Origin of the sequence: Pseudomonas sp. FDAARGOS_761 (genome assembly GCF_013343155.1) — a bacterium.
GTDB classification, from domain to species: domain Bacteria; phylum Pseudomonadota; class Gammaproteobacteria; order Pseudomonadales; family Pseudomonadaceae; genus Pseudomonas; species Pseudomonas aeruginosa.
The window spans coordinates 13,267-39,253 of sequence record NZ_CP054572.1; the positions used below are offsets into that span (position 1 = coordinate 13,267).

Here is a 25,987-nt window from a genome sequence, read left to right on the forward strand (position 1 = left end):
TGACCGCATCGCGCTCAGCCGCCGTGATACTCAATGGCGGAAATGGCGCATGCCAGTGAACACCATCGCGATATCCGCCTCGTCGGCCGCCGCGATCACTTCGCTGTCGCGCATCGAGCCGCCCGGCTGGATCACCGCGGTGATGCCGGCCTTGGCCGCGTTGTCGATGCCGTCGCGGAACGGGAAGAAGGCGTCCGAGGCCATCACCGCGCCTTTCACTTCCAGGCCGGCGTGCTCGGCCTTGATCGCGGCGATCCGTGCGGAGTTGACCCGGCTCATCTGGCCGGCGCCGACGCCGACGGTCTGGCGGTTCCTGGCGTAGACGATGGCGTTGGACTTGACGAACTTGGCCACCTTCCAGGCGAAGATCAGGTCGTGGATCTCCTGCTCGGTGGGCGCGCGGCGAGTGACGATCTTCAGGTCCTCGGCCTTGATCATGCCGATGTCGCGGCTCTGTACCAGCAGGCCGCCGTTGACCCGCTTGAAGTCCCAGCCCGGGGCGCGCTCGGCTGGCCATTCGCCGCATTCGAGCAGGCGTACGTTGGCCTTGGCGGCGACCACCTCGCGGGCGGCGGCGGAAATCTTCGGCGCGATGATCACCTCGACGAACTGGCGCTCGACGATGGCCTTGGCGGTTTCGCCGTCCAGCTCGCGGTTGAAGGCGATGATGCCGCCGAACGCCGATTCGCTATCGGTGGCGTAGGCCAGGTCGTAGGCCTTGCGGATGCCGCCTTCGTCTTCCGGCACCACGGCGACGCCGCAGGGGTTGGCATGCTTGACGATCACGCAGGCCGGCTTGAGGAAGCTCTTCACGCATTCCAGGGCGGCGTCGGTGTCGGCGACGTTGTTGAACGACAACTCCTTGCCTTGCAACTGGATGGCGGTGGAGACGCTGGCCTCGCCCTTCTTCGCCTCGACGTAGAACGCCGCGCTCTGGTGCGGGTTCTCGCCGTAGCGCATTTCCTGGGCCTTGACGAACTGGCTGTTGAAGGTGCGCGGGAAGGCGCCGCGGTCGGCGGTGCCGAGGGTGTCGCGGGTCTGGTCGATGGTACCCAGGTAGTTGGCGATCATGCCGTCGTAGGCGGAGGTGTGCTCGAACGCCTTGAGGGCCAGGTCGAAACGCTGGGCGTAGGTCAGGCCGCCGGCCTTGAGGGATTCGATCACGGCGGCGTAGTCGCCGGCATTGACCACGATGGCGACATCCTTGTGGTTCTTCGCCGCCGAACGGACCATGGTCGGCCCGCCGATATCGATGTTCTCGATGGCGGTAGGCAGGTCGCAGTCGGGCCTGGCCACCGTGGCCCCGAAGGGATACAGGTTGACCGCCACCAGGTCGATCGGCTTGATGCCGTGCTGCTCCATGACCGCGCCGTCGAGGTCGCGGCGACCGAGGATACCGCCATGCACCTTCGGGTGCAGGGTCTTCACCCGACCGTCCATCATTTCCGGGAAGCCGGTGTAGTCGGCCACTTCCACGGCAGAGATGCCGTTGTCCCGGAGCAGCTTGTAGGTGCCGCCGGTGGAAAGGATTTCCACGCCGAGGGCGACCAGCTCACGGGCGAAGTCGACGACGCCGGTCTTGTCGGAAACGCTGATCAGCGCGCGGCGGATGGGCAGGCGGGTGGTTTGGTCGGTCATTGCAAGGGTCCTGAGGGCTGGCTTCCGGCCGCGGGTGCCGGCCGGGACGCGCGCCCTTGGCCGGAGCCCGCCGCCGCTCTTAAAGAAGGTCGTATTGCTTGAGTTTCTTGCGCAGGGTCCCGCGGTTCAGGCCGAGCAGCTCGGAGGCCTTGGTCTGGTTCCCCTTGACGTGGTTCATGACGGTTTCCAGCAGCGGCGCTTCGACTTCGCAGAGCACCATGTTGTAAACGTCCGTGACCGGCTGCCCTTCGAGGTGGGCGAAGTAGTTGTGCAATGCCTTCTCCACGCTGTCGCGCAGGGTCTGCCCTTCTTGCGTCGGCGTGGTGAGGTGCTGTTTCAGGTTAGCGTTGTCGCTCACGGGCGTTGTTCCACTCACTAAAGTCTCGGTCGTCATCGTTGTCATGCGGCCACCCCTGTTCCGTTGTTCTGGCGCTCGGCGAAGAACTGCCTGACGCTGGCGCACTGCGCATCCGTGTCCTGCAAACGATTGAACTGGGCGCGGAATTCCCTTGCGCCCGGCAGAGTCGCGAGATACCACCCCACATGCTTGCGGGCGATCCGCACACCCATTTCTTCCCCATAAAAAAGGTGCAGCTCCGCGAGGTGTTCGAGCAGGATGCTCTGCACTTCGGGAAGCGGCGCCGCCGGCAGGTGCTCGCCGGTCCGCAGGTAATGGTCGATCTCGCGGAAAATCCACGGTCTTCCCTGGGCGGCCCGACCGATCAGCAGGGCATCCACCCCGGTCTGCTCGATGACTTTCCTGGCCTTCTCCGGCGAATCGATGTCGCCATTGGCGAACACCGGTATCGACACGGCCTGCTTGATCGCCGCGATGGTCTCGTACTCCGCCTCCCCGGTGTACAGGTCGGCGCGGGTCCGGCCATGTACCGCAAGAGCCTGGATCCCCGCCTGTTCGGCGAGCCTCGCGACGCTGACGCCGTTACGGTTGTCCCGGTCCCAGCCGGTCCGGATCTTCAGGGTGACCGGTACGTCGACCGCCCTGACCACGGCATCGAGGATCTCGGCGACCAGCGCCTCGTCCCGCAGCAGGGCGGACCCCGCTGCCTTGTTGCATACCTTCTTCGCCGGGCAGCCCATGTTGATGTCGATGATCTGCGCACCGAGTTCCACATTGCGCTGCGCGGCCTCGGCCAGCATGGCCGGATCGCCGCCGGCGATCTGCACCGAGCGCGGCTCGTCCTCGCCATCGTGGATCAGGCGCAGGCGCGACTTGCGGCTGTTCCACAGGCGGACGTCGCTGGTCACCATCTCCGATACCACCATCCCGGCGCCAAGGCGACGGCAAAGCTGACGGAACGGACGATCGGTCACCCCGGCCATCGGCGCGAGGATCAGTCTGTTGGGCAGTGTATATGGGCCGATGCGTACCACCGACATGGGGCTTCCCTGTCTTGCGGTGCTGCGAAAAAAGGGAGGGCATGATACCCGCTCTGGATGACCGGATAAAGGCTGTTTTGGATAAATTCTGAACAGCCGATTCCTTAGTTCTTACAGTTGGAAGACGAGCGGCACTTGCGCCTGGCGCTCCGCGCGAGCGGGTGGGCGTAGCGGCCCGGCGGCGACCGGCGAGGTCTTTCCGGTCACTCCGGGGAATGGAAGCTCAGGCTGTAGTTCACCGCCTTCGGACCCGGGTCGAGGATGTCCAGCGACACGTGGATCGGTACCTGCGGTGGCATTTCCGTTCGTCCGGCCAGCTCGCCGCCGAGGTACTCGCCGGGCTTGAAGCGGCGATTGGCGATGAGGTGGCCGTTGAGGTCGGCGAAGCGCAGTTCCAGCAGCGGGAACGGCTGCGAGAAGCTGGCGCGGTTGTAGATGATCGCGTCGACCACCAGCGCGCCGCTGAATTCGGGATGGCTGCGGACCACCAGGTTGCTGCTCCTGATCTGCTCCACGTCGACCTTGGAGGGAAGGGTGCAGCCGATTTCCGGGCAGAGCTGGGCGAACCAGGGGCGATAGGCGTCCTGGCGCGCCAGTTCGTCGAAATGGTAGGCGACGTACTGAGCGGCGAGACCACCCAGCGCCAGCAGGATCAGCAGCAGCCAACCGAGACGCCGCGGCCATTGGCGCCGGGGCTTCTCCCAGGCCAGTTGCAGCGGCTCGTCGCGCAACTGGTCGAGACTCTCGACCGGCGCCTCGTCCGGCTTGCGAGCGCTGCCCAGGGGCGCGACGGACTGTTCCTCGGCGCTTTCCTCGTCGTCTTCATCCAGGGCGCTCAGTCCGTGGCGGCGCTTGCCGAGGCTGGGCTCATCGTCATCGTCGTCATCGAGGCTGAGGCGAAGTTCCGGCGGATCCTCGGCGCGGCGCAGCGGCACGAAGGATACCCGCTCTTCCGCCAGCGGTTCGCCGAGGCTCGGTTCCTGGCGCGGGTTGCCGCGCGCCGGCTGGGCCGGTTCGGCATCGGCGATCAGCGCCTCGGCCCAGCGTTCGTCGTGTGGATCGCGTTCGTCGTCGCGGCGCGCCAGCAGGCTCTCCGCCGGTCGCGGGGCCTTCTCGATGCTGGAGAACTCCTGGTTCAGCTCGAATTCGTCGAGCTTGGCCAGTTCCTCGTCGAGGTTGAGGCTGTCCAGGTCGAGGTCGTCATGGATCCACAGGGTTTCGTCGCGCGGGCGCGCTGCCGGGGGCGCGGCCGAGGTGGCGGCCGCGACGCTGGGCGCGGGTGGCGGAGCGGCGGCCGGCTTCGCTTCGGCTGCCGAAGGAGCGTTCGCGCGCGGCGCGCCACCGACCTGGTGTTGCAGGGCGTTGAAGACTTTCAGGCAGGTGCCGCAGCGGACCGCGCCATTGGCGGCGCCCAGTTGCGCGTCGTTGACGCGGAAACTGGTGCTGCAATGGGGACATTGGGTGATGACGCTTTCGCTCATGCGGCGATCCGTAGGAAAAATCCGGCGGCTAGTCTACCCCAAGCTTCTTGCACGAAGGCAGTGGGGCGGGATCAGTGGTGGCTGGCGGTGCGCCATCAATCGGCGCGGCGGCGGCCGCTGATGCGGATCCAGCCTTCGCGCTCGGCGGTCGGGTCGAGATCGAAGTGTGCGGAGTAGGCCGCGCGGACCTCCTCGGCCTGCTCGGCGAGGATGCCGGACAGCGCCAGCAGGCCGCCGGGACGTACCAGGCCGGTCAGTTGCGGGGCGAGGGAAACCAGCGGGCCGGCGAGGATATTGGCGACCAGCACGTCGGCCTGTCGCTGCGGCAGGTCCGCCGGCAGGTAGACCGGGAACCGCGCGGGCTCGATACCGTTGCGCGAGGCATTGTCGCGCGAGGCTTCCAGGGCCTGTGGATCGATGTCGGTGCCGACCGCCCGTTCGGCGCCGAGCAGCAGCGCGGCGATGGCGAGGATTCCCGAGCCGCAACCGAAGTCGAGCACCTGCCGGCCGGCCAGTTCCTGGCCGTCGAGCCATTCCAGGCACAGCGCGGTGGTCGGGTGGGTGCCGGTGCCGAAGGCCAGGCCCGGATCGAGCAGCAGGTTGACCGCGTCCGGCTCGGGGGCGGCGTGCCAGCTCGGCACGATCCACAGGCGGCGGCCGAAACGCATCGGCTGGAAGTTGTCCATCCAGCTGCGTTCCCAATCCTGGTCGGCGATTTCCTCGACATGGTGCTCGGGCAGGTCGCCGCCGGTAAGCAAGGCGAGGTGGGCGAGCAGGGCGGTCTCGTCGGTGTCCGCTTCGAACAGCGCCAGCAGGTGGGTGCGCGACCACAGCGGGGTGGTGCCGAGGTCCGGCTCGAAGATCGGCTGGTCTTCGGCGTCCATGAAGGTCACGGAGACGGCGCCGACTTCGAGCAGGGCGTCTTCGTAGGTTTCGGCCTGTTCCGGGGTGATGGCCAGGCGAACTTGTAACCAGGGCATGGGGCGACCTCTGTTGCGGCTGTAAACGAAACGGGCCGCCCAGGGGGCGGCCCGTTTTCCACCGCGCAAGCTTACTTGAGGCTAGCCGGCGCTGCCACTCTCTGTCGTGGCCTCGCCGCGCAGTTGCGCCAGGCCGCGATTGGCCAGGTGGCAGGTACCGCCGCCGAGCACCGCCGGCAGCAGCAGGTTGAGCAGCGGCACCAGCGCCAGGAGCAGTATCAGCAGGCCGAACAGCAACAGGCTGCCGCGGCGAGCACGAAGCACGGCGAGCTGCTCGCCGGCATCGGCCAGCCCGGCCAGCGTGGCGGGCAGCAGGAAGCGGATGTTCAGGTAGGCCAGCGCCAGCAGCAGGAGTACACCGTTGTAGAGCGGAACCAGCAGGCCGACCAGGATCGATCCGGAAACGCCCAGCCAGGGTGCCAGGCGGAAGCCGGCGGCACGCCACAGCGAGATCCTTTCGCCGGAGGCAGGTGCCAGTCGCGGGTAGCGTTGGCGGACCTGTTCCTTCAGTTGTCCGAGCAGGCCGATGCGTAGGCCCAGGCGGATGCCGAAGACGATGCTGGCGGCGTACAGGGCGACGAAGAACAGCGCGGCATAGCCGACGAAATAGAACGCCAGTTGCGCCAGTCCTGCCAGGCCGTTGAAGGCCGCCAGCGGATCGAAGTACGGGCCACCGCTGCCGGCCTCGATCAGCGAGCCGCTGGGGATCAGGGCGAAGTTGGCCACGCTGAATGCCGTGTACAGCGCGGCCCAGCCGCAGAGGCGGATGATCGGTTCGAAGAAATGCACGAACAGCCAGGTGCACAGCACGCTGACGAGAATGCACAGGCTCGCGGAGCGGAAGAGTGCGGCGGGTTGCAGGCTTTCCCTGAAGCCCAGGGCGAAGCAGGTCGCGGCCTCGGTCGCGGCGGCCAGCGATTGGCGGTACCAGCGGCGGATGCGTTCCATGCAGGAGTCCGGTGGTGGAGGGGCGACGAGGATAGCACCGTTGGGGCGGCCGGCAGGCGGAAACGACAAGGGCCGCCCGGAGGCAGCCCTTGTGCGCAGCGACTGACGGATCAGTGCTTGTCCATACCCAGTTTCTTCTCCAGGTAGTGGATGTTCACCCCGCCCTTGCAGAAGGCGGCGTCGCGCACCAGGTCCTTGTGCAGTTCGGTATTGGTCTTGATACCGTCGACGATCAACTCGTCTAGGGCATTGCGCATCCGCGCCAGCGCCTCGTCGCGGTCGGCACCGTAGGTGATGACCTTGCCGACCAGCGAGTCGTAGTTCGGCGGTACGCTGTAGCCGCTGTAGAGGTGCGAGTCGACGCGCACGCCGTTGCCGCCGGGGGCGTGGAAGTGCTTGACCTTGCCCGGGCTGGGCATGAAGGTCTTCGGGTCTTCGGCGTTGATCCGGCATTCCAGCGCATGGCCGCGGATGACCACGTCCTCCTGGCGGATCGAGAGCTTCTCGCCGGAGGCGATGCGCAGCATCTCCTTGACGATGTCGACACCGGTGACCATCTCCGATACCGGGTGCTCCACCTGCACGCGAGTGTTCATCTCGATGAAGTAGAAGCGGCCGTTTTCGTAGAGGAACTCGAAGGTGCCGGCGCCGCGGTAGCCGATCTCGATGCAGGCCTGGACGCAGCGGGCGAAGACTTCCTGGCGGGCTTTCTCGTCGATGCCGGGGGCCGGCGCCTCTTCGATCACCTTCTGGTGGCGGCGCTGCAGGGAGCAGTCGCGGTCGCCGAGGTGGATGGCGTTGCCCTGGCCGTCGGAAAGCACCTGGACTTCCACGTGGCGCGGGTTGGTCAGGAACTTCTCCAGGTAGACCATCGGGTTGCCGAACGCCGCGCCGGCCTCGGTGCGGGTCAGCTTGGCCGACTTGATCAGCTCGGACTCGTCGTAGACCACGCGCATGCCGCGCCCGCCGCCGCCGCCGGCGGCCTTGATGATCACCGGGTAGCCGACCTCGCGGGCGATCGCCAGGGCGGTCTCTTCATCTTCCGGCAGCGGGCCGTCGGAGCCCGGCACGGTGGGGACGCCGGCGCGCTTCATGGCGTCCTTGGCCGAGACCTTGTCGCCCATCAGGCGGATCACCTCGGCGGTCGGGCCGACGAAGGTGAAGCCGGAGCGTTCGATCTGCTCGGCGAAGTCGGCGTTCTCGGCGAGGAAGCCGTAGCCGGGGTGGATCGCGGTGGCGCCGGTGACCTCGGCCGCGGCGATGATCGCCGGGATCTGCAGGTACGACTGGGTGGCCGGGGCCGGACCGATGCACACCGATTCGTCGGCGAGCGACAGGTGCATCAACTCGCGGTCGGCGGTGGAGTGTACCGCCACCGTCTTGATCCCCAGCTCCTTGCATGCGCGAAGGATGCGCAAGGCGATTTCGCCGCGGTTGGCGATCAGCACTTTTTCCAACATCGCAGGTTCCCCGCGGCTTAGACGATGGTGAACAGCGGCTGGTCGAACTCAACCGGCTGGCCGTTCTCCACCAGGATCGACTCGATGGTGCCGCTAACTTCGGCTTCGATGTGGTTCATCATCTTCATGGCTTCGACGATGCACAGGATGTCGCCTTTCTTCACGCTCTGGCCGACTTCGACGAAGTTGGCCGAGGTCGGCGAGGCGGCGCGGTAGAAGGTGCCGACCATCGGCGAGCGAACCACGTTGCCGTTCAGCTTCGGAGCGGCCGGGGCGCTTTCCGCGGCAGCGGCGGCCGGAGCGGCGGCTGCCGGCGCCGGCGCGGCGACCGGAGCGGCGAAGGCCGGAGCCTGTGCGTACACCGGCTGGGCGGCGGTCTTGCTGTGGCGGCTGATGCGTACCGACTCTTCGCCTTCGCGGATTTCCAGCTCGTCGATACCGGACTCTTCCAGCAGCTCGATCAGTTTCTTGACTTTACGAATGTCCATTAGCGCTAGCACTCCCAGTGAGGTCAGGGGCGTTGAAGTTGTTCAAGGGCGGATTCCAGGGCCAGGCGGTAGCCTGTGGCGCCGAGACCGCAGATCACCCCTACCGCCACGTCGGAGAAGTAGGAGTGATGCCGGAAAGGTTCACGTTTGTGCACGTTCGACAGGTGCACTTCGATGAATGGGATGCTCACCGCAAGCAGCGCGTCACGTAACGCGACGCTGGTATGGGTGAATGCCGCCGGATTGATGATGATGAAGTCCACGCCTTCGTCGCGCGCGGCATGGATCCGGTCGATCAGTTCGTATTCGGCGTTGCTTTGCAGATGCAGCAGGTGGTGGCCGGCTTCGCGGGCGCGGCGCTCGAGGTCCTGGTTGATCTGCCCGAGGGTGGTCGAACCGTAGGTGCCGGGCTCGCGGGTGCCCAGCAGGTTCAGATTCGGCCCGTGCAATACGAGGAGGGTCGCCATTGTCTTGTTGATTGTCCTGTACAGGCTGCAAACGGCAAGCGGGCACTATGCCGGAATTTCCGTATGACTGTCCAGTCACTGTTAGATTGCAGTAGATCGCCGCATGTTGACCGGCAATTGCGGCAGAAGTATGTCAGCGCATGTCACTGCCGGGTAGCGGCCCGGCGCAGTCGTTCGGCGAGCCCGGCGGCGTCGATCTCTCCGATGACGCGCAAGTCGCTCCATTCGTCACCGCCCGGGGCGAAGAACAGGATCGCCGGCGGACCGAACAGGTTGTAGCGGTCCAGCAGGCCGCGCTGGGCCGGGTTGCTTTCGGTGATGTCGAAGCGCAGCAGGCGGTAGGCCGGCAGTCGTGCCTGCACCGTGGGATCGGTGAGGACCTGGCGCTCGATGACCTTGCAACTGATGCACCAGTCCGCATACCAGTCCAGCAGCACCGGCTTGCCGGCCTGGCGTGCCTCGGCCAGGGCGGCGTCCAGCTGCGCCGGGGTGGTCAGGTTCTGCCATTCGCCGGGCGTGCTCGGTGGCCCGGCGTGGATCGACGGCACCGAGCGGCCCAGCGGATGGATCGGGTCCGACTCGCCCTGCAGGGCGCCGATCCAGGCGGCCACCGCGTAGGTCAGGAACATCAGGCCAAGCAGTTGCAGCAGGCGGCGTACGGCGCTCTTCGGGGTGAATTCGAGGGCGCCCAGGGCCAGGCCGGCGCCGCCGGCGAGCATGCCCCAGAGCATCAGCGCCACCGGGCCGGACACCACCCGCTCCAGCAGCCACACGGCGACCGCCAGCAACAGCACGCCGAAGGCGTTGCGCACGCCGTTCATCCAGGCTCCGCTCTTGGGCAGCAGGGCGCCGCCGCCGGCGCCGAACACCACCAGCGGCGTACCCATGCCCAGGCCGAGGGCGAACAGTTGCAGGCCGCCCCCCCAGGCATCGCCGCTGGCGCTGATATAGAGCAGCGAGGCGGCCAGCGGGGCGGAGACGCAGGGCGAGACCAGCAGGCTGGAAAGCACGCCGAGGGTGGCCGCGCCGAGGATCGAGCCGCCGCGCGCATCGCCGGCCAGGCGGTCGAGCGGTTCGCGGATGAAGCCGGGCAGGCGTAGCTCGAAGAAGCCGAACATGGCCACGGCGAACAGCGCGAAGAACGCCGCGAATGGCACCAGTACCCAGGGCGACTGCAATTGCGCCTGGAGATTGAGGCTGGCGCCGAACATGCCCATCAGCGCGCCGAGCAGGGCGAAGCAGAGCGCCATCGGCAGCACGTAGGCGAGCGACAGGACGAAGCCGCGACCACCGCCCGGCCGGCCGCGCAGGACCACTCCGGAGAGGATCGGCAGCATCGGCAGCACGCAGGGGGTGAAGGTCAGGGTCAGGCCGGCGAGGAAGAAGAACAGCAGGCTGCGCTTGCCCTTGTGTTCGAGCGGGTCCTTGCCGGCCGCGTCGTTCGCGGCTGGCGTCGCGGCACCGCCGTCGATGTCGAAGCGCCTGGTTTCCGGGGGGTAGCAGAGGCCCTTGTCGGCGCAGCCCTGGTAGGTCACCACCAGGGTATAGGGCTGCCGGGCCGGGTTGTTCAGGGGAATCTCCAGGTCGACGATGTTGTAGTAGACCTCGGTATCGCCGAAGTACTCGTCGTGGTGCTGCTTGCCCGCCGGCAGTTGCACCTGGCCGAGGCTGACCTGGGCTGGCTCGACCTTGAACTGGAAGCGGTGGCGGTAGAGGTAGTAGCCCTCGGCGTTGACGAAGCGCAGCAGCACGTGCTGCGCGTCGCTGCGCTCGACGCTGGGCTTGAACGCCTGGTCGACCTTGAGGAAGCCGCCGCCATCGAGGCCGCCGCCGAGGGAGGCGCCGGGACGGCTGTCGAACAGGCCCGCGCCGGCGGGCAGGGCGACCAGCAGGAGGATCAGGGTCAGCAGGCGGCGCATGGATATCTCGTCGGATCAAAAGCCGGAATGATAGCGGAAAGCCGGGCCCGATCGAGCCCCGTGCGGCTGATCAGGTCCTGCCCCGGTTCCGCTGAGCGGTATCCGACCGGTCCGAAGCCAGACGGTTCCTCTGGCGCCTTGCGGCACGTCGCCGCAGGGTCACAGGCGGAAGGCCTGCACCGTGGTGCGCAGGTCGCCGCCCAGTTGCCGCAGTTGCTCGCCCTGTTCGCGGCTATGGCCGATCAGCCGCAGGTTTTCCCCGCCCAGGGCGTGGATGCGTTCGCTGTGCGAGCGAATCTCGCCGACCGCCTGGCTCTGCTGGGTCGAGCCTTCGGCGATGCGTTCGGCCATCACGCCGATGGTATGGATCGCGGCGACCACTTCGTCCAGCGCGCCCTCCGCCGCGCCGGCCTGTTCGGCGGTGCGTTCGGCATGCTCGACCTGGCTGCGCATGGCCTCCACCGATTGCCGCGCGGCCTGTTGCAGGCGGCCGATGAGCTGCTGGATCTCCTCGGTGGCGCCGGCGGTGCGCTGGGCCAGCGAGCGGACTTCCTCGGCGACCACGGCGAAGCCGCGGCCCTGGTCGCCGGCGCGGGCGGCCTCGATGGCGGCATTGAGGGCGAGCAGGTTGGTCTGTTCGGCGATCGAGCGGATCACCGTCAGCACGCTGCCGATGGTCGCCGACTCCTCGGCCAGGCGCTCGATCGACTGGGCGTTGCCCTGCACCTCGTCGACCAGCTCGCGCAGGCCGCCCAGGCTCTCGCCGATCACCCGCTGGCCGTGCTCCACTGCCTGGCCTGCGCTGCGACTGGCGTCGGCGGTCTGGCTGGCGTCTCCGGCGACCTGCTGGATCGCCGCTTCCATGTCGCCGAGGGCGTCGCGGATCTGCCCGGTATCGCCGGCCTGGCGCTCGACCCCGGCATGCAGGCCGCTGCTGACCTCGGCCAGGGTCTGGCTGCTGCCGGCGACCTGTTCGGCGCGGCGGTGGATCGCGCCGACCAGCTCGGCGAGGAAGCTGCGCAGGCGGTTCAGCGAATCTTCCAGGTTGCGCAGGTCCTCGGTGCGGGTACGCAGGGATATGGGGCGCGAGAAGTCGCCGTCGGCCCAGGCCGAGAGCGCCGGCACCAGTTGCCCGAGGACCCGTGCCAGGCGCCTTTGCAGGCTGTCGATGGCGAGGGCGATGAGCAGGATCAGGGCGATCATCCCACCCTGGATCAGGCGTACCTGGCCTTGCAGGCGCTGGCGCTCGCCGCGCACCTGCGGCTCCAGGGTGGCCAGGGCCTGGCGCACCGCGTCCAGTTTGGCGCCGGTGTCGGCGGACAGTTGCTGGCGACGCTCGATCAGGTCGCGGGTGCGGCGCAACTCGTCCGGATAGCGTTGCAGCAGGCTGGCGAGTTCGCGCCGCAGCGCCACGCCGCGGTCTTCGGCATTGCCGGCGCCAGCCTCGGCGTCGCCGGCCAGCCCCATCATGGCGGCGAAGTCGTCGCTGGCCGAGCGTTGCTCCTCGAGCACGCCGAGCAACGGCAAGGCCTCGATCCGCCCGGCCTGCTCGCGCAGGTTGGCCAGTTCGCGCTCGACGTCGCTGGCCAGGGCCGGGTTGGCGCTTTCCACCAGCTTGGCGCGGGCCAGGCTGAGGCGGGTCAGGTGCAGGCTGGCGAGCAGCAGCGGGGTGCGGTAGGCGCCGGCCTGGGGCTGCTCCGTCGCGGCATCCAGGTAGGCGGACCATTGTTCCAGGTTGCCGGCGAGGTCGCGCTCGGCCTGTAGCAGCAGGCCCTGCGGGTCGCCGGCGAGCTTGCCGGCGGCGAGCAGATCGCCGGCGCTGAATTCGCGCAACTCCGCGAGGCTTGGCGCGAGGGTCCGGGCGAGGTCCGGCGGTAGCTCCGGCAAGGCCTCGGCGAGGCTTTCCAGGGCCTGCAGCGCGGCCTGCTGGCGCACGGCGTCGCCGCTGCCGAGGTACTGGCGGACGTTGCGCGCGACCTGTTCGTCGAAGCGCTGCGACAGCTCCAGGTACTGGTCGAGCAACTGGAACGGGCGCTCCATGGCGCGTTGCGACCACCACAGGGTGATTCCCAGGGCGAGGCAGACGGTGAGCAGGAGCAGGGTGTTGAGATTGGTGAGTTGCTTGAGGCGCATGGCGGGTCTCGTCCGACTACGGAGCGGCGAGACCGCAGGTTATTTCCGTTTGGTTACCGGGTGATGACAAAGAGCCATTACCGGGCGTCGGGACGATATACCTCGATCCGGTTGCGTCCGCCGTGCTTGGCCCGGTACAGCGCTTCGTCGGCCTGCTTGGCCATGCTCTTGATATCGAGGTCCGGGGTCAGCTCGGCGATGCCGCAACTGAAGGTGCAGCGCAGGTCGGTCGGTTGCGCCGGGTAGTGGATCTCGGCGAAGCGCTGGCGAATCTCGTCGAGCACCAGGCGCGCGGCGTCCAGATCGGTGTCCGGGAGGACCACGGCGAACTCCTCGCCGCCATAGCGGCCGATGTGGTCGGTCTTGCGCAGGCGTTGCTTGAGAAACAGCGCCAGGCCCTTGATCACCCGGTCGCCCATGGGGTGGCCGAAACGGTCGTTGACCTGCTTGAAGTGGTCGATGTCGAGCATCGCGAAGCTCAGCGGACGGCCATCGCGACGCGCGCGCAGGCGGGCGTCCTCGAGCAGTTGCAGGGTATGGGTGTGGTTGTACAGGCCGGTCAGGCTGTCGCGCACCATCCGCGCCTTCAGGCTGCGCGCGCGGCTGGCGCGGGTGCGCACGGTGGCGATCAGGTGGCGCGGGCGGATCGGCTTGGTGAGGAAGTCGTCGCCGCCTTCGCTCATGGCGTCCAGCTGCTTGTCCAGGTCGTCCTCGGCGGACAGGTAGATGATCGGCACGCTGACGTGGCGTTCGTGCTGGCGGATCACCTTGGCCAACTCGGTGCCCAGGCACTCGGGCATGTACATGTCGAGGATGATCAGGTCGGGCTGGAAGTCGCTCAGCTCGGCCATCACCGACAACGGCTCGGTGAGCGCGCGGGTGATGATCCCGGCGCTGTTGAGGACCATCTCGGTGTGCAGCGCCTGGGCCCGGGAGTCGTCGACGATCAGTACCCGGTAGGGCTCGTAGAAGCTCAGGCGGCTGAGGGTCTCGATCTTTTCCAGCACGCTGGAGGCGTCCAGGGTGCCGGTGAAGAATTCCTGGCCGCCGGCGCGGGCTGCGGCCAGGCGGGTCGGGGTGTCGGTCTCGCTGTCGCTGAAGAACAGCACCGGCAGCTTGTGTTCGAGGCCGGCCTGGGCCTCGCTGGCCAGTCGCAGGCCCATGTCGGGGCCGGCGAAGTCGACTTCCATGACGATCGCCGCCGGGTAGCGTTCGCGCATGCTGGCGCGGAAGGCGTCGGCGGTCTCGCAGCTCAGCGCCTGCAGACCGAAGAACTCCAGTTGCTGGGCCAGGCGCTCGGCGCGTTCGCGGTCCTTCAGTGCCAGGTAGACCGGTTTGCGCAATGGCGGCAGGACGGTGTGCTCGAGCTGGTCGCCATGCCGCAGGCCGGTGCGCGACAGGCGCTGCATCAACTGGTTGAGTTCGCTGATCGACTCGCTGGAAAGCCGGCCGCGGTTGGCCTCGACGACGTCCAGGGTACGGTCGATGGCACCGGCCAGCTGGGCATGCTCGGCTTGCTCGAAGCGTTCGGCGTAGCGCTGCAGGCGCAGGGTGGCGTCGGCCAGTTCTTCCATGCCGTCGCTGTTCCACTCCGCGCGGGTCAGGCGTTGCCAGACCTCCAGAACCTGGCGCGCCTGGTTGATCACTCGCTGGGCGAAGTGGTGCTTCAGGCGGTCCAGGGTCGGGTCATCGTGCTCGGTCATCATGACGCGCTTCTTTCGTGGTCTTCGCGGCGACGCTCTGCCGCGAATGATGGCTCTATGCTATCACCTATCGCCATGAAAGCCAGCGGCCGTTGGGCGGCTGACGAGAGGAGCCTTTTCTTTTCCAAATGTCATCCCCACCTGTTGGTGGGTGCCTTTGTGCGACGGACTACGGCATGCTTATGCCTGTTTCGGAAAATTCTCACTGAGCATTCCGGCACAAAACCGGCTTCCACTACGCTGAAAGCCGACGATGCCGAGGTTTTCGGCGTCCTGGAAGGGTTGGCGCTTGGCACGGAACGCGTTCGCCATGGTCCAATCCCCCATCTATCGAGCTGTTTTAAGGACCCTTGCCATGCTGGACTGGAAGAAGCGTCGTGGGACCATGCGCGATCGCGTGGACAATTCCGTGGATGATGTGCGTACCTACTTCGGCGGCCCCTGGCTGGTGCGCGTGGTGGGTGGCCTGCTGGGCGTCTACCTGCTGGTGGCGATGCTGGTCGGCTGGTACTGGAGCCAGGAACCCGACCTGTTCCCCGTGCAGCAGGACGCCCAGGCCGCCGCCGAGCGCGCCGGGCGGCAGATGGTCACCGGCTACACCACGGTGGAGACCCTCAAGGAAGTGGTCGACACCCTGCTGACCAAGCCGGGCGGCTACATCTCCAACGACATCTTCCCGCCGGGCATCTGGATGGACAACATGCCCAGCTGGGAGTATGGCGTGCTGGTCCAGGTGCGCGACATCAGCCGGGCGCTGCGCAAGGATTTCGCCCGTTCGCAGTCGCAGTCCACCGAGGACGCCGACCTGGCTCGCGCCGAGCCGCGTTTCAACTTCGACAACAAGAGCTGGGCGCTGCCGGCGTCCGAGTCGGAGTACCAGGAAGGCATCAAGTCGCTGGACCGCTATCTGGCTCGTCTGTCCGACCCGAACCAGCCCAACGCGCAGTTCTATGCCCGCGCCGACAACCTGAACAACTGGCTGGGCGACGTCGCCACCCGCCTGGGCTCGCTGTCCCAGCGCCTGTCGGCGAGTGTCGGCCGGGTCAAGCTGAACACCAACATCAAGAACCCCGAAGAGGTACAGCCGGGCGAGGCGCCCAAGGTCGAGGAAGTGGTCCAGGAAACCCCCTGGCTGCAGATCGACAACGTCTTCTACGAGGCCCGTGGCCAGGCCTGGGCGCTGTCGCACCTGCTGCGCGCCATCGAGGTCGACTTCGCCGACGTGCTGGCGAAGAAGAACGCCACGGTCAGCGTGCGGCAGATCATCCGCGAGCTGGAGGCCGCGCAGGAGCCGTTGTGGAGCCCGATGGTGCTGAACGGCAGCGGCTACGGCATCCTGGCCAACCACTCGCTGGTGATGGCCAACTACATTTCCCGCGCCAACGCCGCGGTGATCGACCTGCGCCAGCTGCTTTCCCAGGGCTGACCCATGGCCGCGCCGATCAGCGCCGAAGAGGTGGCCCACCGGGCCGCCTCCGACGCCGAACTCATCGCCTGGGTCGACGAGCAGGACCGCCCGCTCGGTAGCCTGCCGCGCGCGGAGCTGCGCGAGCGCGGGCTGATCGGTCGCGGCACCTTCATCCTGCTGTTCAACTCCGCCGGCGAGCTGTGCGTGCAGCGCCGGACCCTGAGCAAGGCGGTCTATCCGGGGTACTGGGACCTCGCCGCCGGCGGCATGGTCCAGGCCGGCGAGCCCTACGCCGACTCCGCCGCCCGCGAACTGGAGGAAGAGCTGGGAATCCGCGACGCGGTCCTGCGCGAACATGGCCGCTTCTTCTTCGACGAACCGGGCAACCGGCTCTGGTGCGCGGTGTTTTCCGCCGTCTCCGATGCGCCCTTGCGCCTGCAGGCGGAGGAAATTTCCGAAGCACGCTTCATCCGTCCCGAACTGGCGCTGGAAGAGGCTCGCAGCCTGCCGTACTGCCCCGATTCCCTGCAGGCGTTGCGCCTGTACCTGGATGCCTGAGCCGCGGATGTCGCCATTTCACCGATCAATGGCGCATTTTCGCTCTTAGCATTTGCTCGCAATGCTGCTAAATTGCGCGACCTTTTCGGGCGGTCCCCATGCCGCCCCTGCGCAGCCCCTGCCTGAGTGGGGCGTCGCGGTCGGCTCCCGCCGGCCATCGTTATTGACCTGGCCCGTCGAGGCCATTCTGGGGGAAACGCCCGGTGGTCAAAAAAGCTTCGTCCCTGTCCGCCCTCGGCGGGCTGGTGTATTCCACGGATGGCGGCCGGCATTGCCCGGACTGCCAGCAACCCAAAGACGCCTGCATCTGCGGGCAGGCCGTAGCGCCTGCCGGCGACGGGAACGCGCGCGTGCGCCGCGAGACCAAGGGCCGCGGCGGCAAGACGGTGACCACCATCAGTGGCCTGCCGCTCGCCGGCGATGCGCTCAAGGAGCTGGCCAGCGCGCTGAAGCGGCGCTGCGGCACCGGCGGCAGTCTCAAGGACGGCGTGGTGGAGATCCAGGGCGAGCATGTCGAACTGCTGATCGACGAACTCCTCAAGCGCGGTTTCAAGGCGAAGAAGTCCGGCGGCTGACCGCGTTCTCCCCTGCAGAGAGCGGGCAGGTCCGGCACCGCGAAGGCCGCACCAGCCCTTTCCCTAGATGGGAGACTGCGGATACCCGCATGAGCGGATTTCCTCGGCTTTCCTAAACTACCGCCCAGTGTGGCGGTCAACACGGCAACGTCACATCCTCCGGCTAGCCTCCACCACAGGCGTGCCGGCCCAGGGCCATCCGGAGATCCCGGCGCCCGCCCGACCCCGAACATTGAGGAGATCACCGCGCATGGCCGCTCGACGGACTCGCAAAGACGATGGCAGCAACTGGACCGTGGCCGACAGCCGCGGCGTATACGGCATCCGCCACTGGGGTGCGGGTTATTTCGCCATCAACGATGGCGGCAATGTCGAAGTGCGTCCGCAGGGCGCCGACTCGACGCCCATCGATCTCTACGAGCTGGTCGGCCAGTTGCGCGAGGCGGGCCTGAGCCTGCCGCTGCTGGTGCGCTTCCCGGATATCCTGCAGGACCGCGTGCGCAAGCTCACCGGCGCCTTCGACGCGAACATCGAGCGCCTCGAATACCAGAGCCGCTATACCGCGCTGTATCCGATCAAGGTCAACCAGCAGGAAGCGGTGGTGGAGAACATCATCGCCACCGAGAACGTCTCCATCGGCCTGGAGGCAGGCTCCAAGCCGGAACTCATGGCGGTGCTGGCGCTGGCCCCGAAGGGCGGCACCATCGTCTGCAACGGCTACAAGGACCGCGAGTTCATCAAGCTGGCGCTGATGGGGCAGAAGCTCGGGCACAACGTGTTCATCGTGATCGAGAAGGAATCCGAGGTGCAGCTGGTGATCGAGGAGGCCGCCAACGTCGGCGTGCAGCCCCAGGTCGGCCTGCGCGTGCGGCTGTCCTCGCTGGCTTCGTCGAAGTGGGCAGATACCGGTGGCGAGAAGGCCAAGTTCGGCCTTTCCGCCGCCCAGCTGCTGTCGGTGGTCGAGCGCTTCCGCCAGGCCGGTCTCGACCAGGGCGTGCGCCTGCTGCATTTCCACATGGGCTCGCAGATCGCCAACCTGGCCGACTACCAGCACGGCTTCAAGGAAGCCATCCGCTACTACGGCGAGCTGCGCGCGCTCGGCCTGCCGGTGGATCACATCGACGTTGGCGGCGGCCTCGGCGTCGACTACGACGGCACCCATTCGCGCAACGCCAGCTCGATCAACTACGACATCGATGACTATGCCGGCGTGGTGGTCGGCATGCTCAAGGAGTTCTGCGACGCCCAGGGCCTGCCGCACCCGCACATCTTCTCGGAGAGCGGCCGGGCGCTGACCGCGCACCATGCGGTGCTGATCACCCAGGTCACCGACGTCGAGCGGCACAACGACGACGTGCCGAAGATCGTCGATCTCGACGAGCAGCCGGAGATCGTCCGCTGGCTGGCCGAACTGCTTGGCCCGACCGATGCCGAGATGGTCACCGAGACCTACTGGCGCGCCACCCACTACATCGGCGACGCCGCCGCGCAGTATGCCGACGGCAAGATCAGCCTGGCGCAGAAAGCCCTCGCCGAGCAGTGCTACTTCGCTATCTGCCGGCGCCTGCACAACCAGCTCAAGGCCCGCCAGCGCTCCCACCGGCAGGTCCTCGACGAACTCAACGACAAGCTCGCCGACAAGTACATCTGCAACTTCTCGGTGTTCCAGAGCCTGCCGGATACCTGGGCCATCGGCCAGGTGCTGCCGATCCTGCCGCTGCACCGACTGGGCGAGGAGCCGGATCGGCGCGCGGTACTGCAGGACCTGACCTGCGACTCCGACGGCAAGATCACCCAGTACGTCGACGAGCAGAGCATCGAGACCAGCCTGCCGGTGCACGAGGTGAAGGAGGGCGAGGACTACCTGATCGGGGTGTTCCTGGTCGGCGCCTACCAGGAGATCCTCGGCGACATGCACAACCTGTTCGGCGACACCGACTCGGTGAACGTCTACCAGCGCGCAGACGGCGGCATCTATCACGCCGGCATCGAGACCCACGACACCATCGAGGACATGCTGCGCTACGTGCACCTGTCGCCGGAGGAACTGATGACCCTCTACCGCGACAAGGTCGCCGGGGCCAAGCTCACCGCCCGCGAGCGCAACCAGTACTTGGATGCGCTGCGCCTGGGGCTGACCCGCTCGGCGTACCTGTCCTGACTGGCTAGCCCGTCGGCGACGGGAAGCGAACCAGGCAATGGCCGGCTGGCGCGAGGCGCCCGCCGGCCATTTCGTTTCAGATCCTGCTCGTTATGTGGGAATTCCGCGCAACCCCTTCATTTCCGCTTCCCTGCCGGCGGTGGACGTCGGCGTGGTTGCCTGCTGTGTCCGGCGGATAACGCTTCGCGTCATTCGTCCTACCCGTGGGGGGAAGGGCCGGACTTTTTCAGCGGCTCCTGGATGCTCCGCGCCTCAGAAGTACTTCAACCAGGCGATATCCCGCCGCCGCGCCTTGAAACCGGCGAACCAGTGCACCGCCGGGTACAGCGCCACGACCAGCAGGATGCTGCACAGCCATAGCGCCGGCACCGAGGAGAAACCGAAGTAGTCGCCCCGGTTGGCGCCCCAGATCGCCAGCGCCAGCAGGTACAGCAGCTTCAGTAGGTAGAGATGCAGCAGGTAGAAGAACATCGGCGCTCCGCCGAACGCCACCAGGGCCTTGCCGCGACCGTTCCAGTCCAGGCGTTCGAACCAGGCCAGGAGCAGCAGGCCGATTCCCAGGGTGAGGGCGAGGAACAGCAGCGACGGCGGATACTTGGTGACGTTGAAGAAGCCCATCAGGGTGATCGCCGGCGTCTCGCCGAAGGCCCAGGGTTTCTCGCCATAGCCGTTGAGCAGGCGCAGCAGGATGAAGCCGAGCAGCAGCCCGCCACCGCCCGCCAGCAGGTAGCGTCGGCGCGTGGTCGCCGGCGTGGCGCCGCTGAACCAGTTGCCTGCGGCATAGCCCAGGGCGATCACACCGATCCACGGCAGCAGGGGGTAGGAGGTGCGCAGGCGCAGGGCGTCGCCCGCTTCGATCCAGTCGCGATCGTGGAGCACCGCCCACGGCAGGTGCCAGGCCGAGCCGGGAGCGAAATGCAGCGGATCGAGCAGGTTGTGGCCGGCCACCAGCAGCACGCCGAGCGCCGCGAGCAGAGGGCGCGGCAACCAGAGCAGGGCGGCCAGGGCGAGCATGCTCAGACCGATCGCCCAGATCACCTGGAGATAGATCACCGTCGGCGGCAACTGGAAGGTCCAGGCGAAGTTCACCAGGGTCAGTTCCAGCGCCACCAGGAACAACCCGCGCTTGAACAGGAACGCCGAGACCGCCCGGCGTCCCTGGTGCTTCTCGCCGTAAAGGAATGCCGACAGGCCGGTGAGGAAGACGAATACCGGCGCGCACAGATGCGCCAGGGTGCGGCTGAGGAACAGCGCTGGCTCGGTGCTGGCGACGTCCATCGGGTCGCCGACCTGGCGGTGCAGGAAAAAGGTCTCGCGGACATGGTCGAGCAGCATGAACAGCATCACCAGGCCGCGCAGGGCGTCGATGCTGTGCAGGCGGGAGGAATTGGAGATGGAATTGGAGATGGAGTTGGGCATGGCTGGGCTGGTCGTCGGAAAAGAGGGATGAGTATCACAGCCTGGCGGCGAGAAGCGAGATAGAGCCGGGCATTGTATTGCGAGGCCGGAATCGAACTGGTAGCGTTATAGTATATCATTTCTTTTCTGGTGCGATTTCCCATGAGAGTCAGTGTGTCGCTTGTCCTCGGTGTCGGCCTCGGTTGCAGCAGTCCGGCGCTCTGGGCGGAAACGGAAAGTCCCGCAGAGCTTGAGGTCCTCACTGTCACCGCCGAAGCGGAGCGCGCGGAGGGCCCGGTGCAGGGCTACCGGGCCAATCGGTCGGCCAGCGCGACGCGCACCGACACCCGTATCGAGGACATCCCGCAAGCTATCAGCGTGGTGCCGCGCCAGGTGCTCGACGACCTTGACAGCGCTCGTATCGAACGGGCGCTGGACTTCGCCGGCGGGGTCTCGCGGCAGAACAACTTCGGCGGCCTGACGATGTTCGAGTACAACGTCCGTGGCTTCACCACTTCGGAGTTCTACCGCGACGGCTTCAGCGCCAACCGCGGCTATATGAACGCCCCGGACAGCGCCACCATCGAGCGCGTGGAAATCCTCAAGGGACCGGCCTCCAGCCTGTACGGGCGCGGCGATCCCGGCGGCACGGTGAACCTGGTGACCAAGAAGCCCCAGGCCGAGCGCTTCGCCCGCTTGCATGCCAGCGCCGGCAGTTGGGACCGCTACCGCTCGACCCTGGACCTGAACACGCCGCTGGACGAAGAGGGCGACCTGCTCTACCGGATGAACCTGGCGGTGGAGGACAGCAAGGGCTTCCGCGACTACGCCGACGGCCAGCGCCTGCTGGTGGCGCCATCGTTCAGCTGGCAACTGGACCCGGACACCTCGTTGCTGGTGGAAGCCGAGGTGGTGCGCAACCGCCAGGTCTTCGACCGCGGCACCGTGGCGCCGCACAACCACCTGGGCAGCCTGCCGCGCTCGCGGTTCTTCGGCGAGCCGGACGACGGCAAGATCGACAACAACAACGAAACCCTCCAGGCCACCCTGCGCCATCACTTCAACGAGCAGTGGAGCCTGCGCCTGGCCAGCCACTACAAGCATGGTCACCTGGACGGCTACGCCTCGGAGAACTCCAGCCTCGCCGCCGACGGCTACACCTTGCGCCGGGAGTACCGCTACCGCGACTTCGAGTGGCACGACAGCATCACCCAGCTCGACCTGCTCGGCGATCTCCATACCGGCTCGATCCGCCACCAGTTGCTGATGGGCCTGGAGTACGAGCGCTACCACAACGACGAACTGATCCTGCGTAGCATCCCGTCGCGCAACCCCTATGCCATCGACATCCGCCGGCCGGTCTACGGCCAGCCGAAACCACCCTTCGGACGCGACGACCGTAACCACGAGGAAGTCGACGCGATGGCGCTCAACCTGCAGGACCAGATCGAGTTCAGCGAGAAATGGCGCGGCCTGCTCGGCGTGCGCTTCGACCGTTACCGCCAGGACATGAACGCCACGCGCCTGAACAATGGCCGCTTCCGCGACACCAGCTCGCAGCAGACCCAGCGTGCCGCCACCCCGCGCATCGGCGTGCTGTACCAGGCGACCCCGGAGGTCGGCCTGTTCGCCAACGCCTCGAAATCCTTCAAGCCCAATGGCGGTACCGACATGGCCGGCAAGGCCTTCGACCCGGAGGAGGGGCGCGGCTACGAGGCGGGGGTGAAGCTCGACCTGCTCGATGGCCGGCTGGGCATGACCCTCGCCGCGTTCCACCTGAAAAAGAAGAACGTGCTCACCGCCGACCCGAGCAATCCCGGTTACCAGCAGACCGCCGGCGAGGCGCGCAGCCAGGGCTTCGACCTGCAGTTCAGCGGCCAACTCACCGAGCAGTTGCGGCTGATCGGCGCCTACGCCTATATCGACGCCGAAGTGACCAAGGACGAGAACATTGCCCGTGGCAGCCGCCTGCTCAACGTGCCGAAGCACAGCGGCAGCCTGATGGGCGTCTACGAGTTCCGCGAAGGCTGGCTGCACGGCGCTGACGCCGGCGCGGCGGTCAACTATGTCGGCGAGCGCGCCGGCGACAGCAGCGACAGCGGCTTCGAACTGCCGGCCTACACCACCGTCGACCTGCTCGCGCACTATCCGCTGGCGAGCAATGCCACCCTCGGGGTGAACGTCAACAACCTCTTCGATCGTCGCTACTACGAGCGTTCCTATAACAACGTCTGGGTCGCCCCCGGCGAGCCGCGCAACCTGACCATGAGCCTGACCCTGAACTACTGAGCCCTCTACCGCCGCCAGGAAGCCATGCCATGCAAGGACGCACACCGCTGCTGGAAACCCTCCGCGAACTGGAATGCGAGATTCGCCTGCTCACCGTCTATGCCCGCGAGTGTTGCGGCTGCTACGAGATCCTCAGGCGCAAGCTCGACCGTCTGAGCGGACTGATCGGGGAGGATTGCAGCCGGGCGCAGTGGCAGGCCGATTCGGACGACCCTGCGTTGCAGGCGCTCGGCCTGCGCCTGCGCGACGCGGCGGTGCAGGCCCTCTGCGAACTGGAGAAGCACCTTTGCCAGGGCGTGCTGCATGAACCCGGCGAGATGGGCCGCTACCTGGGTAGCCTGCTGGAATCCATCCGCGGCGAACTCGACAGCGCCGGGATAGATGCCGATGCACGGGTCCTGTTCGTCGGCTCCGGTGCCCTGCCGACCTCGGCCCTGGTGCTGGCGCGGGAGGTCGGCGCACATTTGTGCTGCCTGGACATCGACGAGGAGGCCCTGGGCTATGCCCGCGAGATCGCCCGCTGCCAGGGGCTGGAGGCGCGCATGCAGTTTTCCTCGCTGCCGCCGGCGGAACTGGCGTTTTCCCGCCATGCCACGCATTTCCTGATCGCTTCGCTGGTGCAGCAGAAAAGCGCGGTACTGGCGCAGATCCGCCAGGTCATGCGCGCCGACGCCAAGGTCCTGCTGCGTCACGGCAGCGGCATCAAGGGTCTGTTCAACTACCCGGTTGAGCCGGCCGAACTGGAGGGCTGGCAGGTTTGCGCGGAGCGGGTCAGCCAGCCGCTGTACGACACCCTGATCCTGGAGAAGGCCGGTCGATGAACGCCGCTGATGAGAGCCTGGGCAACGTCCTGCTGGTCGGTCTGGGCGCGGTGGCGATCCAGGTCGCGCTGGACCTGCGCCGCCACGGTGCCGGTCGCCTCGGCGCGCTGAACCATCCCGGCCGGCGCAGCCAGCGGATCGCCGAGGCCCTGGCGCGCGGCGCCTGCCTGCAATTGGAAGGGCAGGGGCAGCATCGCTGGCTGTCCGGCAACGCCGCGCTGGACGTCTTCCACCAGGACCCCGCTGAGCTTCGCGACGATTGGCAGACCCTGGTGCTCTGCGTGCCGGCCGACAGTTACCTGGACGTGGTCCGCGGGTTGCCCTGGGAGCGACTCGGCGGGGTGCGCACGCTGCTGCTGGTGTCCGCCTTCATCGGCGCCAACCTGCTGGTGCGCAGCGCCCTGCCGGCGGGGTGCCAGGCGACCGTGCTGAGTCTGTCCAGCTACTACGCGGCGACCAAGGTGATCGACGAGACACAACCGCTGCGGGCCCTGACCAAGGCGGTCAAGCGCAGGGTCTACCTGGGCTCCAGCCGGCCGGACTGCCCGGCGCGGGAGACCTGGCGGCGAGTCCTGGCCGGCAGCGGGGTTGAGGTAGTACCCCTGGCGACGCCGGAAGCGGCGGAGGGCCGCAACGTCACCACCTACGTGCACAGTCCGTTCTTTCTCGGCGAGTTCGCCCTCGCCCGGATACTTTCCGAGCAGGGGCCGCCCGGTTTCATGTACAAGCTCTACCCGGAGGGACCTATCACCCCCGGGGCCATCGGCGCCATGCGGCGGCTGTGGTGCGAGCTGAGCGAACTGTTGCGGCGGATGGGCGCCGAGCCGTTGAACCTGCTGCGGTTCCTCAACGACGACAACTACCCGGTGCACGAGACGATGCTGCCGCGCGCGGCCATCGACGGCTTCGCCGAGGCCGGCGCCGAGCGCCAGGAATACCTGCTGTTCGTGCGCTACGCGGCGTTGCTGGTCGATCCGTTCTCTCCGGCCGACGAGCAGGGTCGCCACTTCGACTTTTCCGCCGTGCCGTTCCGCCGCGTCAGTCGCGACGAGGATGGACTCTGGCGGCTCCCGCGGGTGCCGCTGGAGGACTATCGCAAGCTGGCGCTGATCGTCGCGCTGGCCGCCCACTTCGACCTGGCCATGCCGCAGGCGCGCAGCCTGCTGGCGAGCTACGAGAACGCCGTGTCCCGATTCATCGATTGCCAAGGAGCGAGCCAGTGCCATCCAAGCCTGTATCCGATCGACAGCCGTCCGGCGGCGGACGCCATCTATCGCCAGTGGTGCTCGACCTGCTGAAGAGCGGGGTGCTGCTGGCGGTGCTGGCGTCCTTCACCTTCAGCGTGATGAACGCCCTGGTCAAGGAAGCCAGCGCCACCCTGCCGGCTGCCGAGATCGTGTTCTTCCGCAGCGCCATCGGTACCCTGCTGATCTACCTGCTGATGCGCCAGGCCGGTGTCGCCCTGTCGCGCCAGGGCGTGCCGATGCTGCTGGTGCGCGGGGTGATGGGGGCGCTGTACCTGGTCTGCTATTTCTACGCCATCGCCCACATCCCGCTGGCGGACGCGAGCATCCTGGCGCACATGTCGCCGTTCTTCGTCATCCTCTTCTCCGCGCTGTTCCTCGGCGAGCGGATTCCCCGGGCGGTCTATTGGCTGTTGCTGGTGGTGGTGCTCGGCGCGCTGATGATCGTCAAGCCGTTCAGCTATTCCAGCTACTCGGTATACGCCGTGGTCGGCCTGCTCAGCGCGGTGTTCGCCGCCGGTGCCTCGGTGGCGATCCGCCAACTGAGCGCGCGGCACCATACCTACGAGATCGTCTTCTACTTCCTGGCGGTGGCCACCCTGGTGGCCATCCCGCTGATGTGGAACGACTTCGTGGTGCCGGCGACGCTGCGCGAGTGGGGGCTGCTGCTGGCCATCGGGGTGGTGTCGCTGCTCGGCCAGGTGTTCCTAACCCGCGCCTTCAGTCACGAGAGCGCGACCATCGTTGCGGTGACCCGCTATATCGGCATCGTCTTCAACGCCGGCTGGGGCTGGCTGTTCTGGAGCGAGGTGCCGGACGCGCTGACCATCGCCGGCGGCGTGCTGATCGTGGTGGCGTGCATCGCGCTGTCGCGGACGAAGAAGGGCTGAGCCTCCGGCGCGACCGGCTCCCCGCTGC

The 25,987-nt window shown here is 67.2% G+C and carries 21 protein-coding genes; 8 read left to right on the forward strand and 13 right to left on the reverse strand.

Features of this window, described 5'->3' with window-relative positions; genetic code table 11:
- Positions 1–30: 30 nt before the first annotated feature.
- The 12 genes from purH to gcbA all read right to left on the reverse strand — a co-directional run bounded on the left by purH (position 31) and on the right by gcbA (position 14,618).
- Positions 31–1,638 carry a bifunctional phosphoribosylaminoimidazolecarboxamide formyltransferase/IMP cyclohydrolase gene (purH, locus tag FOC67_RS00065; RefSeq protein WP_009314314.1) on the reverse strand — a complete coding sequence of 536 codons (1,608 nt, stop codon included), beginning with the start codon at positions 1,636–1,638 and terminating at the stop codon, positions 31–33.
- 79 nt (positions 1,639–1,717) lie between these two features.
- Positions 1,718–2,041 carry a DNA-binding transcriptional regulator Fis gene (gene fis, locus FOC67_RS00070; protein ID WP_003121116.1) on the reverse strand — a complete coding sequence of 108 codons (324 nt, stop codon included), beginning with the start codon at positions 2,039–2,041 and terminating at the stop codon, positions 1,718–1,720.
- On the reverse strand, positions 2,038–3,036 hold the full coding sequence (gene dusB, locus FOC67_RS00075; protein ID WP_003111229.1) for a tRNA dihydrouridine synthase DusB: 999 nt from the start codon (positions 3,034–3,036) through the stop codon (positions 2,038–2,040). The genes fis and dusB overlap by 4 nt, the downstream gene beginning before the upstream one ends.
- Before the next feature lie 203 nt (positions 3,037–3,239).
- Positions 3,240–4,517 (reverse strand): DUF3426 domain-containing protein, encoded by a 1,278-nt coding sequence (locus tag FOC67_RS00080; protein ID WP_003135342.1) that lies wholly within the window; start codon positions 4,515–4,517, stop codon positions 3,240–3,242.
- Between the two features lie 95 nt (positions 4,518–4,612).
- Positions 4,613–5,497: a 50S ribosomal protein L11 methyltransferase gene (prmA, locus tag FOC67_RS00085; RefSeq protein WP_003112237.1), complete on the reverse strand. Its 885-nt coding sequence runs from the start codon at positions 5,495–5,497 to the stop codon at positions 4,613–4,615.
- Positions 5,498–5,578: 81 nt separating this feature from the next.
- Entirely contained in the window at positions 5,579–6,445 is an 867-nt protein-coding gene (locus FOC67_RS00090; RefSeq protein WP_009314313.1) for an EI24 domain-containing protein, read from the reverse strand.
- A 110-nt stretch (positions 6,446–6,555) separates the two neighbouring features.
- Positions 6,556–7,905, reverse strand: coding sequence for an acetyl-CoA carboxylase biotin carboxylase subunit (accC, locus tag FOC67_RS00095; RefSeq protein WP_003095391.1), 1,350 nt, complete (start codon positions 7,903–7,905; stop codon positions 6,556–6,558).
- Positions 7,906–7,922: 17 nt separating this feature from the next.
- On the reverse strand, positions 7,923–8,393 hold the full coding sequence (accB, locus tag FOC67_RS00100; protein ID WP_003110495.1) for an acetyl-CoA carboxylase biotin carboxyl carrier protein: 471 nt from the start codon (positions 8,391–8,393) through the stop codon (positions 7,923–7,925).
- Between the two features lie 23 nt (positions 8,394–8,416).
- Complete coding sequence (gene aroQ / locus FOC67_RS00105) at positions 8,417–8,860, reverse strand: type II 3-dehydroquinate dehydratase (RefSeq protein WP_003095385.1); 444 nt, start codon at positions 8,858–8,860, stop codon at positions 8,417–8,419.
- A gap of 143 nt (positions 8,861–9,003) precedes the next feature.
- Positions 9,004–10,779 carry a protein-disulfide reductase DsbD gene (locus tag FOC67_RS00110; RefSeq protein ID WP_009314312.1) on the reverse strand — a complete coding sequence of 592 codons (1,776 nt, stop codon included), beginning with the start codon at positions 10,777–10,779 and terminating at the stop codon, positions 9,004–9,006.
- Positions 10,780–10,938: 159 nt separating this feature from the next.
- The gene (gene ctpL, locus FOC67_RS00115) at positions 10,939–12,912 is read right to left on the reverse strand and encodes a methyl-accepting chemotaxis protein CtpL (protein WP_009314311.1); all 1,974 of its coding nucleotides are present in this window, start codon (positions 12,910–12,912) and stop codon (positions 10,939–10,941) included.
- 77 nt (positions 12,913–12,989) lie between these two features.
- On the reverse strand, positions 12,990–14,618 hold the full coding sequence (gene gcbA, locus FOC67_RS00120) for a diguanylate cyclase GcbA (protein ID WP_003106227.1): 1,629 nt from the start codon (positions 14,616–14,618) through the stop codon (positions 12,990–12,992).
- Positions 14,619–14,970: 352 nt separating this feature from the next.
- Here gcbA and FOC67_RS00125 point away from each other — a divergent pair, with 352 nt between their 5' ends.
- The 4 genes from FOC67_RS00125 (at position 14,971) to speA (ending at position 19,317) form a co-directional block, all read left to right on the forward strand.
- The gene (locus tag FOC67_RS00125) at positions 14,971–16,041 is read left to right on the forward strand and encodes a DUF2333 family protein (RefSeq protein ID WP_003095371.1); all 1,071 of its coding nucleotides are present in this window, start codon (positions 14,971–14,973) and stop codon (positions 16,039–16,041) included.
- A 3-nt stretch (positions 16,042–16,044) separates the two neighbouring features.
- Positions 16,045–16,581 (forward strand): NUDIX hydrolase, encoded by a 537-nt coding sequence (locus tag FOC67_RS00130; RefSeq protein WP_003095369.1) that lies wholly within the window; start codon positions 16,045–16,047, stop codon positions 16,579–16,581.
- 203 nt (positions 16,582–16,784) lie between these two features.
- Complete coding sequence (locus tag FOC67_RS00135) at positions 16,785–17,156, forward strand: translation initiation factor Sui1 (protein ID WP_009314309.1); 372 nt, start codon at positions 16,785–16,787, stop codon at positions 17,154–17,156.
- Positions 17,157–17,406: 250 nt separating this feature from the next.
- Positions 17,407–19,317, forward strand: coding sequence for an arginine decarboxylase (gene speA / locus FOC67_RS00140; protein ID WP_003095365.1), 1,911 nt, complete (start codon positions 17,407–17,409; stop codon positions 19,315–19,317).
- Between the two features lie 252 nt (positions 19,318–19,569).
- Here speA and FOC67_RS00145 read toward each other — a convergent pair whose 3' ends face one another.
- Positions 19,570–20,724 carry a DUF1624 domain-containing protein gene (locus FOC67_RS00145; RefSeq protein ID WP_031300172.1) on the reverse strand — a complete coding sequence of 385 codons (1,155 nt, stop codon included), beginning with the start codon at positions 20,722–20,724 and terminating at the stop codon, positions 19,570–19,572.
- Between the two features lie 153 nt (positions 20,725–20,877).
- Between FOC67_RS00145 and cntO the strand changes: the two genes are divergently transcribed.
- From cntO to cntI, 4 genes are read left to right on the forward strand one after another with little or no spacing between them, the layout of a single operon-like run.
- Positions 20,878–23,004: a pseudopaline transport outer membrane protein CntO gene (gene cntO / locus FOC67_RS00150; protein WP_009314307.1), complete on the forward strand. Its 2,127-nt coding sequence runs from the start codon at positions 20,878–20,880 to the stop codon at positions 23,002–23,004.
- A 29-nt stretch (positions 23,005–23,033) separates the two neighbouring features.
- Positions 23,034–23,825 (forward strand): pseudopaline biosynthesis protein CntL, encoded by a 792-nt coding sequence (gene cntL, locus FOC67_RS00155; protein ID WP_009314306.1) that lies wholly within the window; start codon positions 23,034–23,036, stop codon positions 23,823–23,825.
- On the forward strand, positions 23,822–25,123 hold the full coding sequence (gene cntM / locus FOC67_RS00160) for a pseudopaline biosynthesis dehydrogenase CntM (RefSeq protein WP_003095356.1): 1,302 nt from the start codon (positions 23,822–23,824) through the stop codon (positions 25,121–25,123). Before cntL ends, cntM begins: the two co-directional genes overlap by 4 nt.
- Positions 25,105–25,959, forward strand: a complete 855-nt coding sequence (gene cntI, locus FOC67_RS00165; RefSeq protein ID WP_003104336.1) for a pseudopaline transport inner membrane protein CntI — start codon at positions 25,105–25,107, stop codon at positions 25,957–25,959. Before cntM ends, cntI begins: the two co-directional genes overlap by 19 nt.
- Positions 25,960–25,987: the final 28 nt, after the last annotated feature.

Excerpts from the sequence above, each read along its gene's own strand:
- aroQ (WP_003095385.1), bottom strand. The coding sequence starts at position 8,860 with ATGGCGACCCTCCTCGTATTGCACGGGCCGAATCTGAACCTGCTGGGC.
- accC (WP_003095391.1), bottom strand. The coding sequence starts at position 7,905 with ATGTTGGAAAAAGTGCTGATCGCCAACCGCGGCGAAATCGCCTTGCGC.
- cntM (WP_003095356.1), top strand. The coding sequence starts at position 23,822 with ATGAACGCCGCTGATGAGAGCCTGGGCAACGTCCTGCTGGTCGGTCTG.
- ctpL (WP_009314311.1), bottom strand. The coding sequence starts at position 12,912 with ATGCGCCTCAAGCAACTCACCAATCTCAACACCCTGCTCCTGCTCACC.
- dusB (WP_003111229.1), bottom strand. The coding sequence starts at position 3,036 with ATGTCGGTGGTACGCATCGGCCCATATACACTGCCCAACAGACTGATC.
- cntL (WP_009314306.1), top strand. The coding sequence starts at position 23,034 with ATGCAAGGACGCACACCGCTGCTGGAAACCCTCCGCGAACTGGAATGC.
- FOC67_RS00080 (WP_003135342.1), bottom strand. The coding sequence starts at position 4,517 with ATGAGCGAAAGCGTCATCACCCAATGTCCCCATTGCAGCACCAGTTTC.
- cntO (WP_009314307.1), top strand. The coding sequence starts at position 20,878 with ATGAGAGTCAGTGTGTCGCTTGTCCTCGGTGTCGGCCTCGGTTGCAGC.
- accB (WP_003110495.1), bottom strand. The coding sequence starts at position 8,393 with ATGGACATTCGTAAAGTCAAGAAACTGATCGAGCTGCTGGAAGAGTCC.
- purH (WP_009314314.1), bottom strand. The coding sequence starts at position 1,638 with ATGACCGACCAAACCACCCGCCTGCCCATCCGCCGCGCGCTGATCAGC.
- FOC67_RS00125 (WP_003095371.1), top strand. The coding sequence starts at position 14,971 with ATGCTGGACTGGAAGAAGCGTCGTGGGACCATGCGCGATCGCGTGGAC.
- prmA (WP_003112237.1), bottom strand. The coding sequence starts at position 5,497 with ATGCCCTGGTTACAAGTTCGCCTGGCCATCACCCCGGAACAGGCCGAA.
- FOC67_RS00130 (WP_003095369.1), top strand. The coding sequence starts at position 16,045 with ATGGCCGCGCCGATCAGCGCCGAAGAGGTGGCCCACCGGGCCGCCTCC.
- speA (WP_003095365.1), top strand. The coding sequence starts at position 17,407 with ATGGCCGCTCGACGGACTCGCAAAGACGATGGCAGCAACTGGACCGTG.
- FOC67_RS00090 (WP_009314313.1), bottom strand. The coding sequence starts at position 6,445 with ATGGAACGCATCCGCCGCTGGTACCGCCAATCGCTGGCCGCCGCGACC.
- fis (WP_003121116.1), bottom strand. The coding sequence starts at position 2,041 with ATGACAACGATGACGACCGAGACTTTAGTGAGTGGAACAACGCCCGTG.
- gcbA (WP_003106227.1), bottom strand. The coding sequence starts at position 14,618 with ATGATGACCGAGCACGATGACCCGACCCTGGACCGCCTGAAGCACCAC.
- FOC67_RS00110 (WP_009314312.1), bottom strand. The coding sequence starts at position 10,779 with ATGCGCCGCCTGCTGACCCTGATCCTCCTGCTGGTCGCCCTGCCCGCC.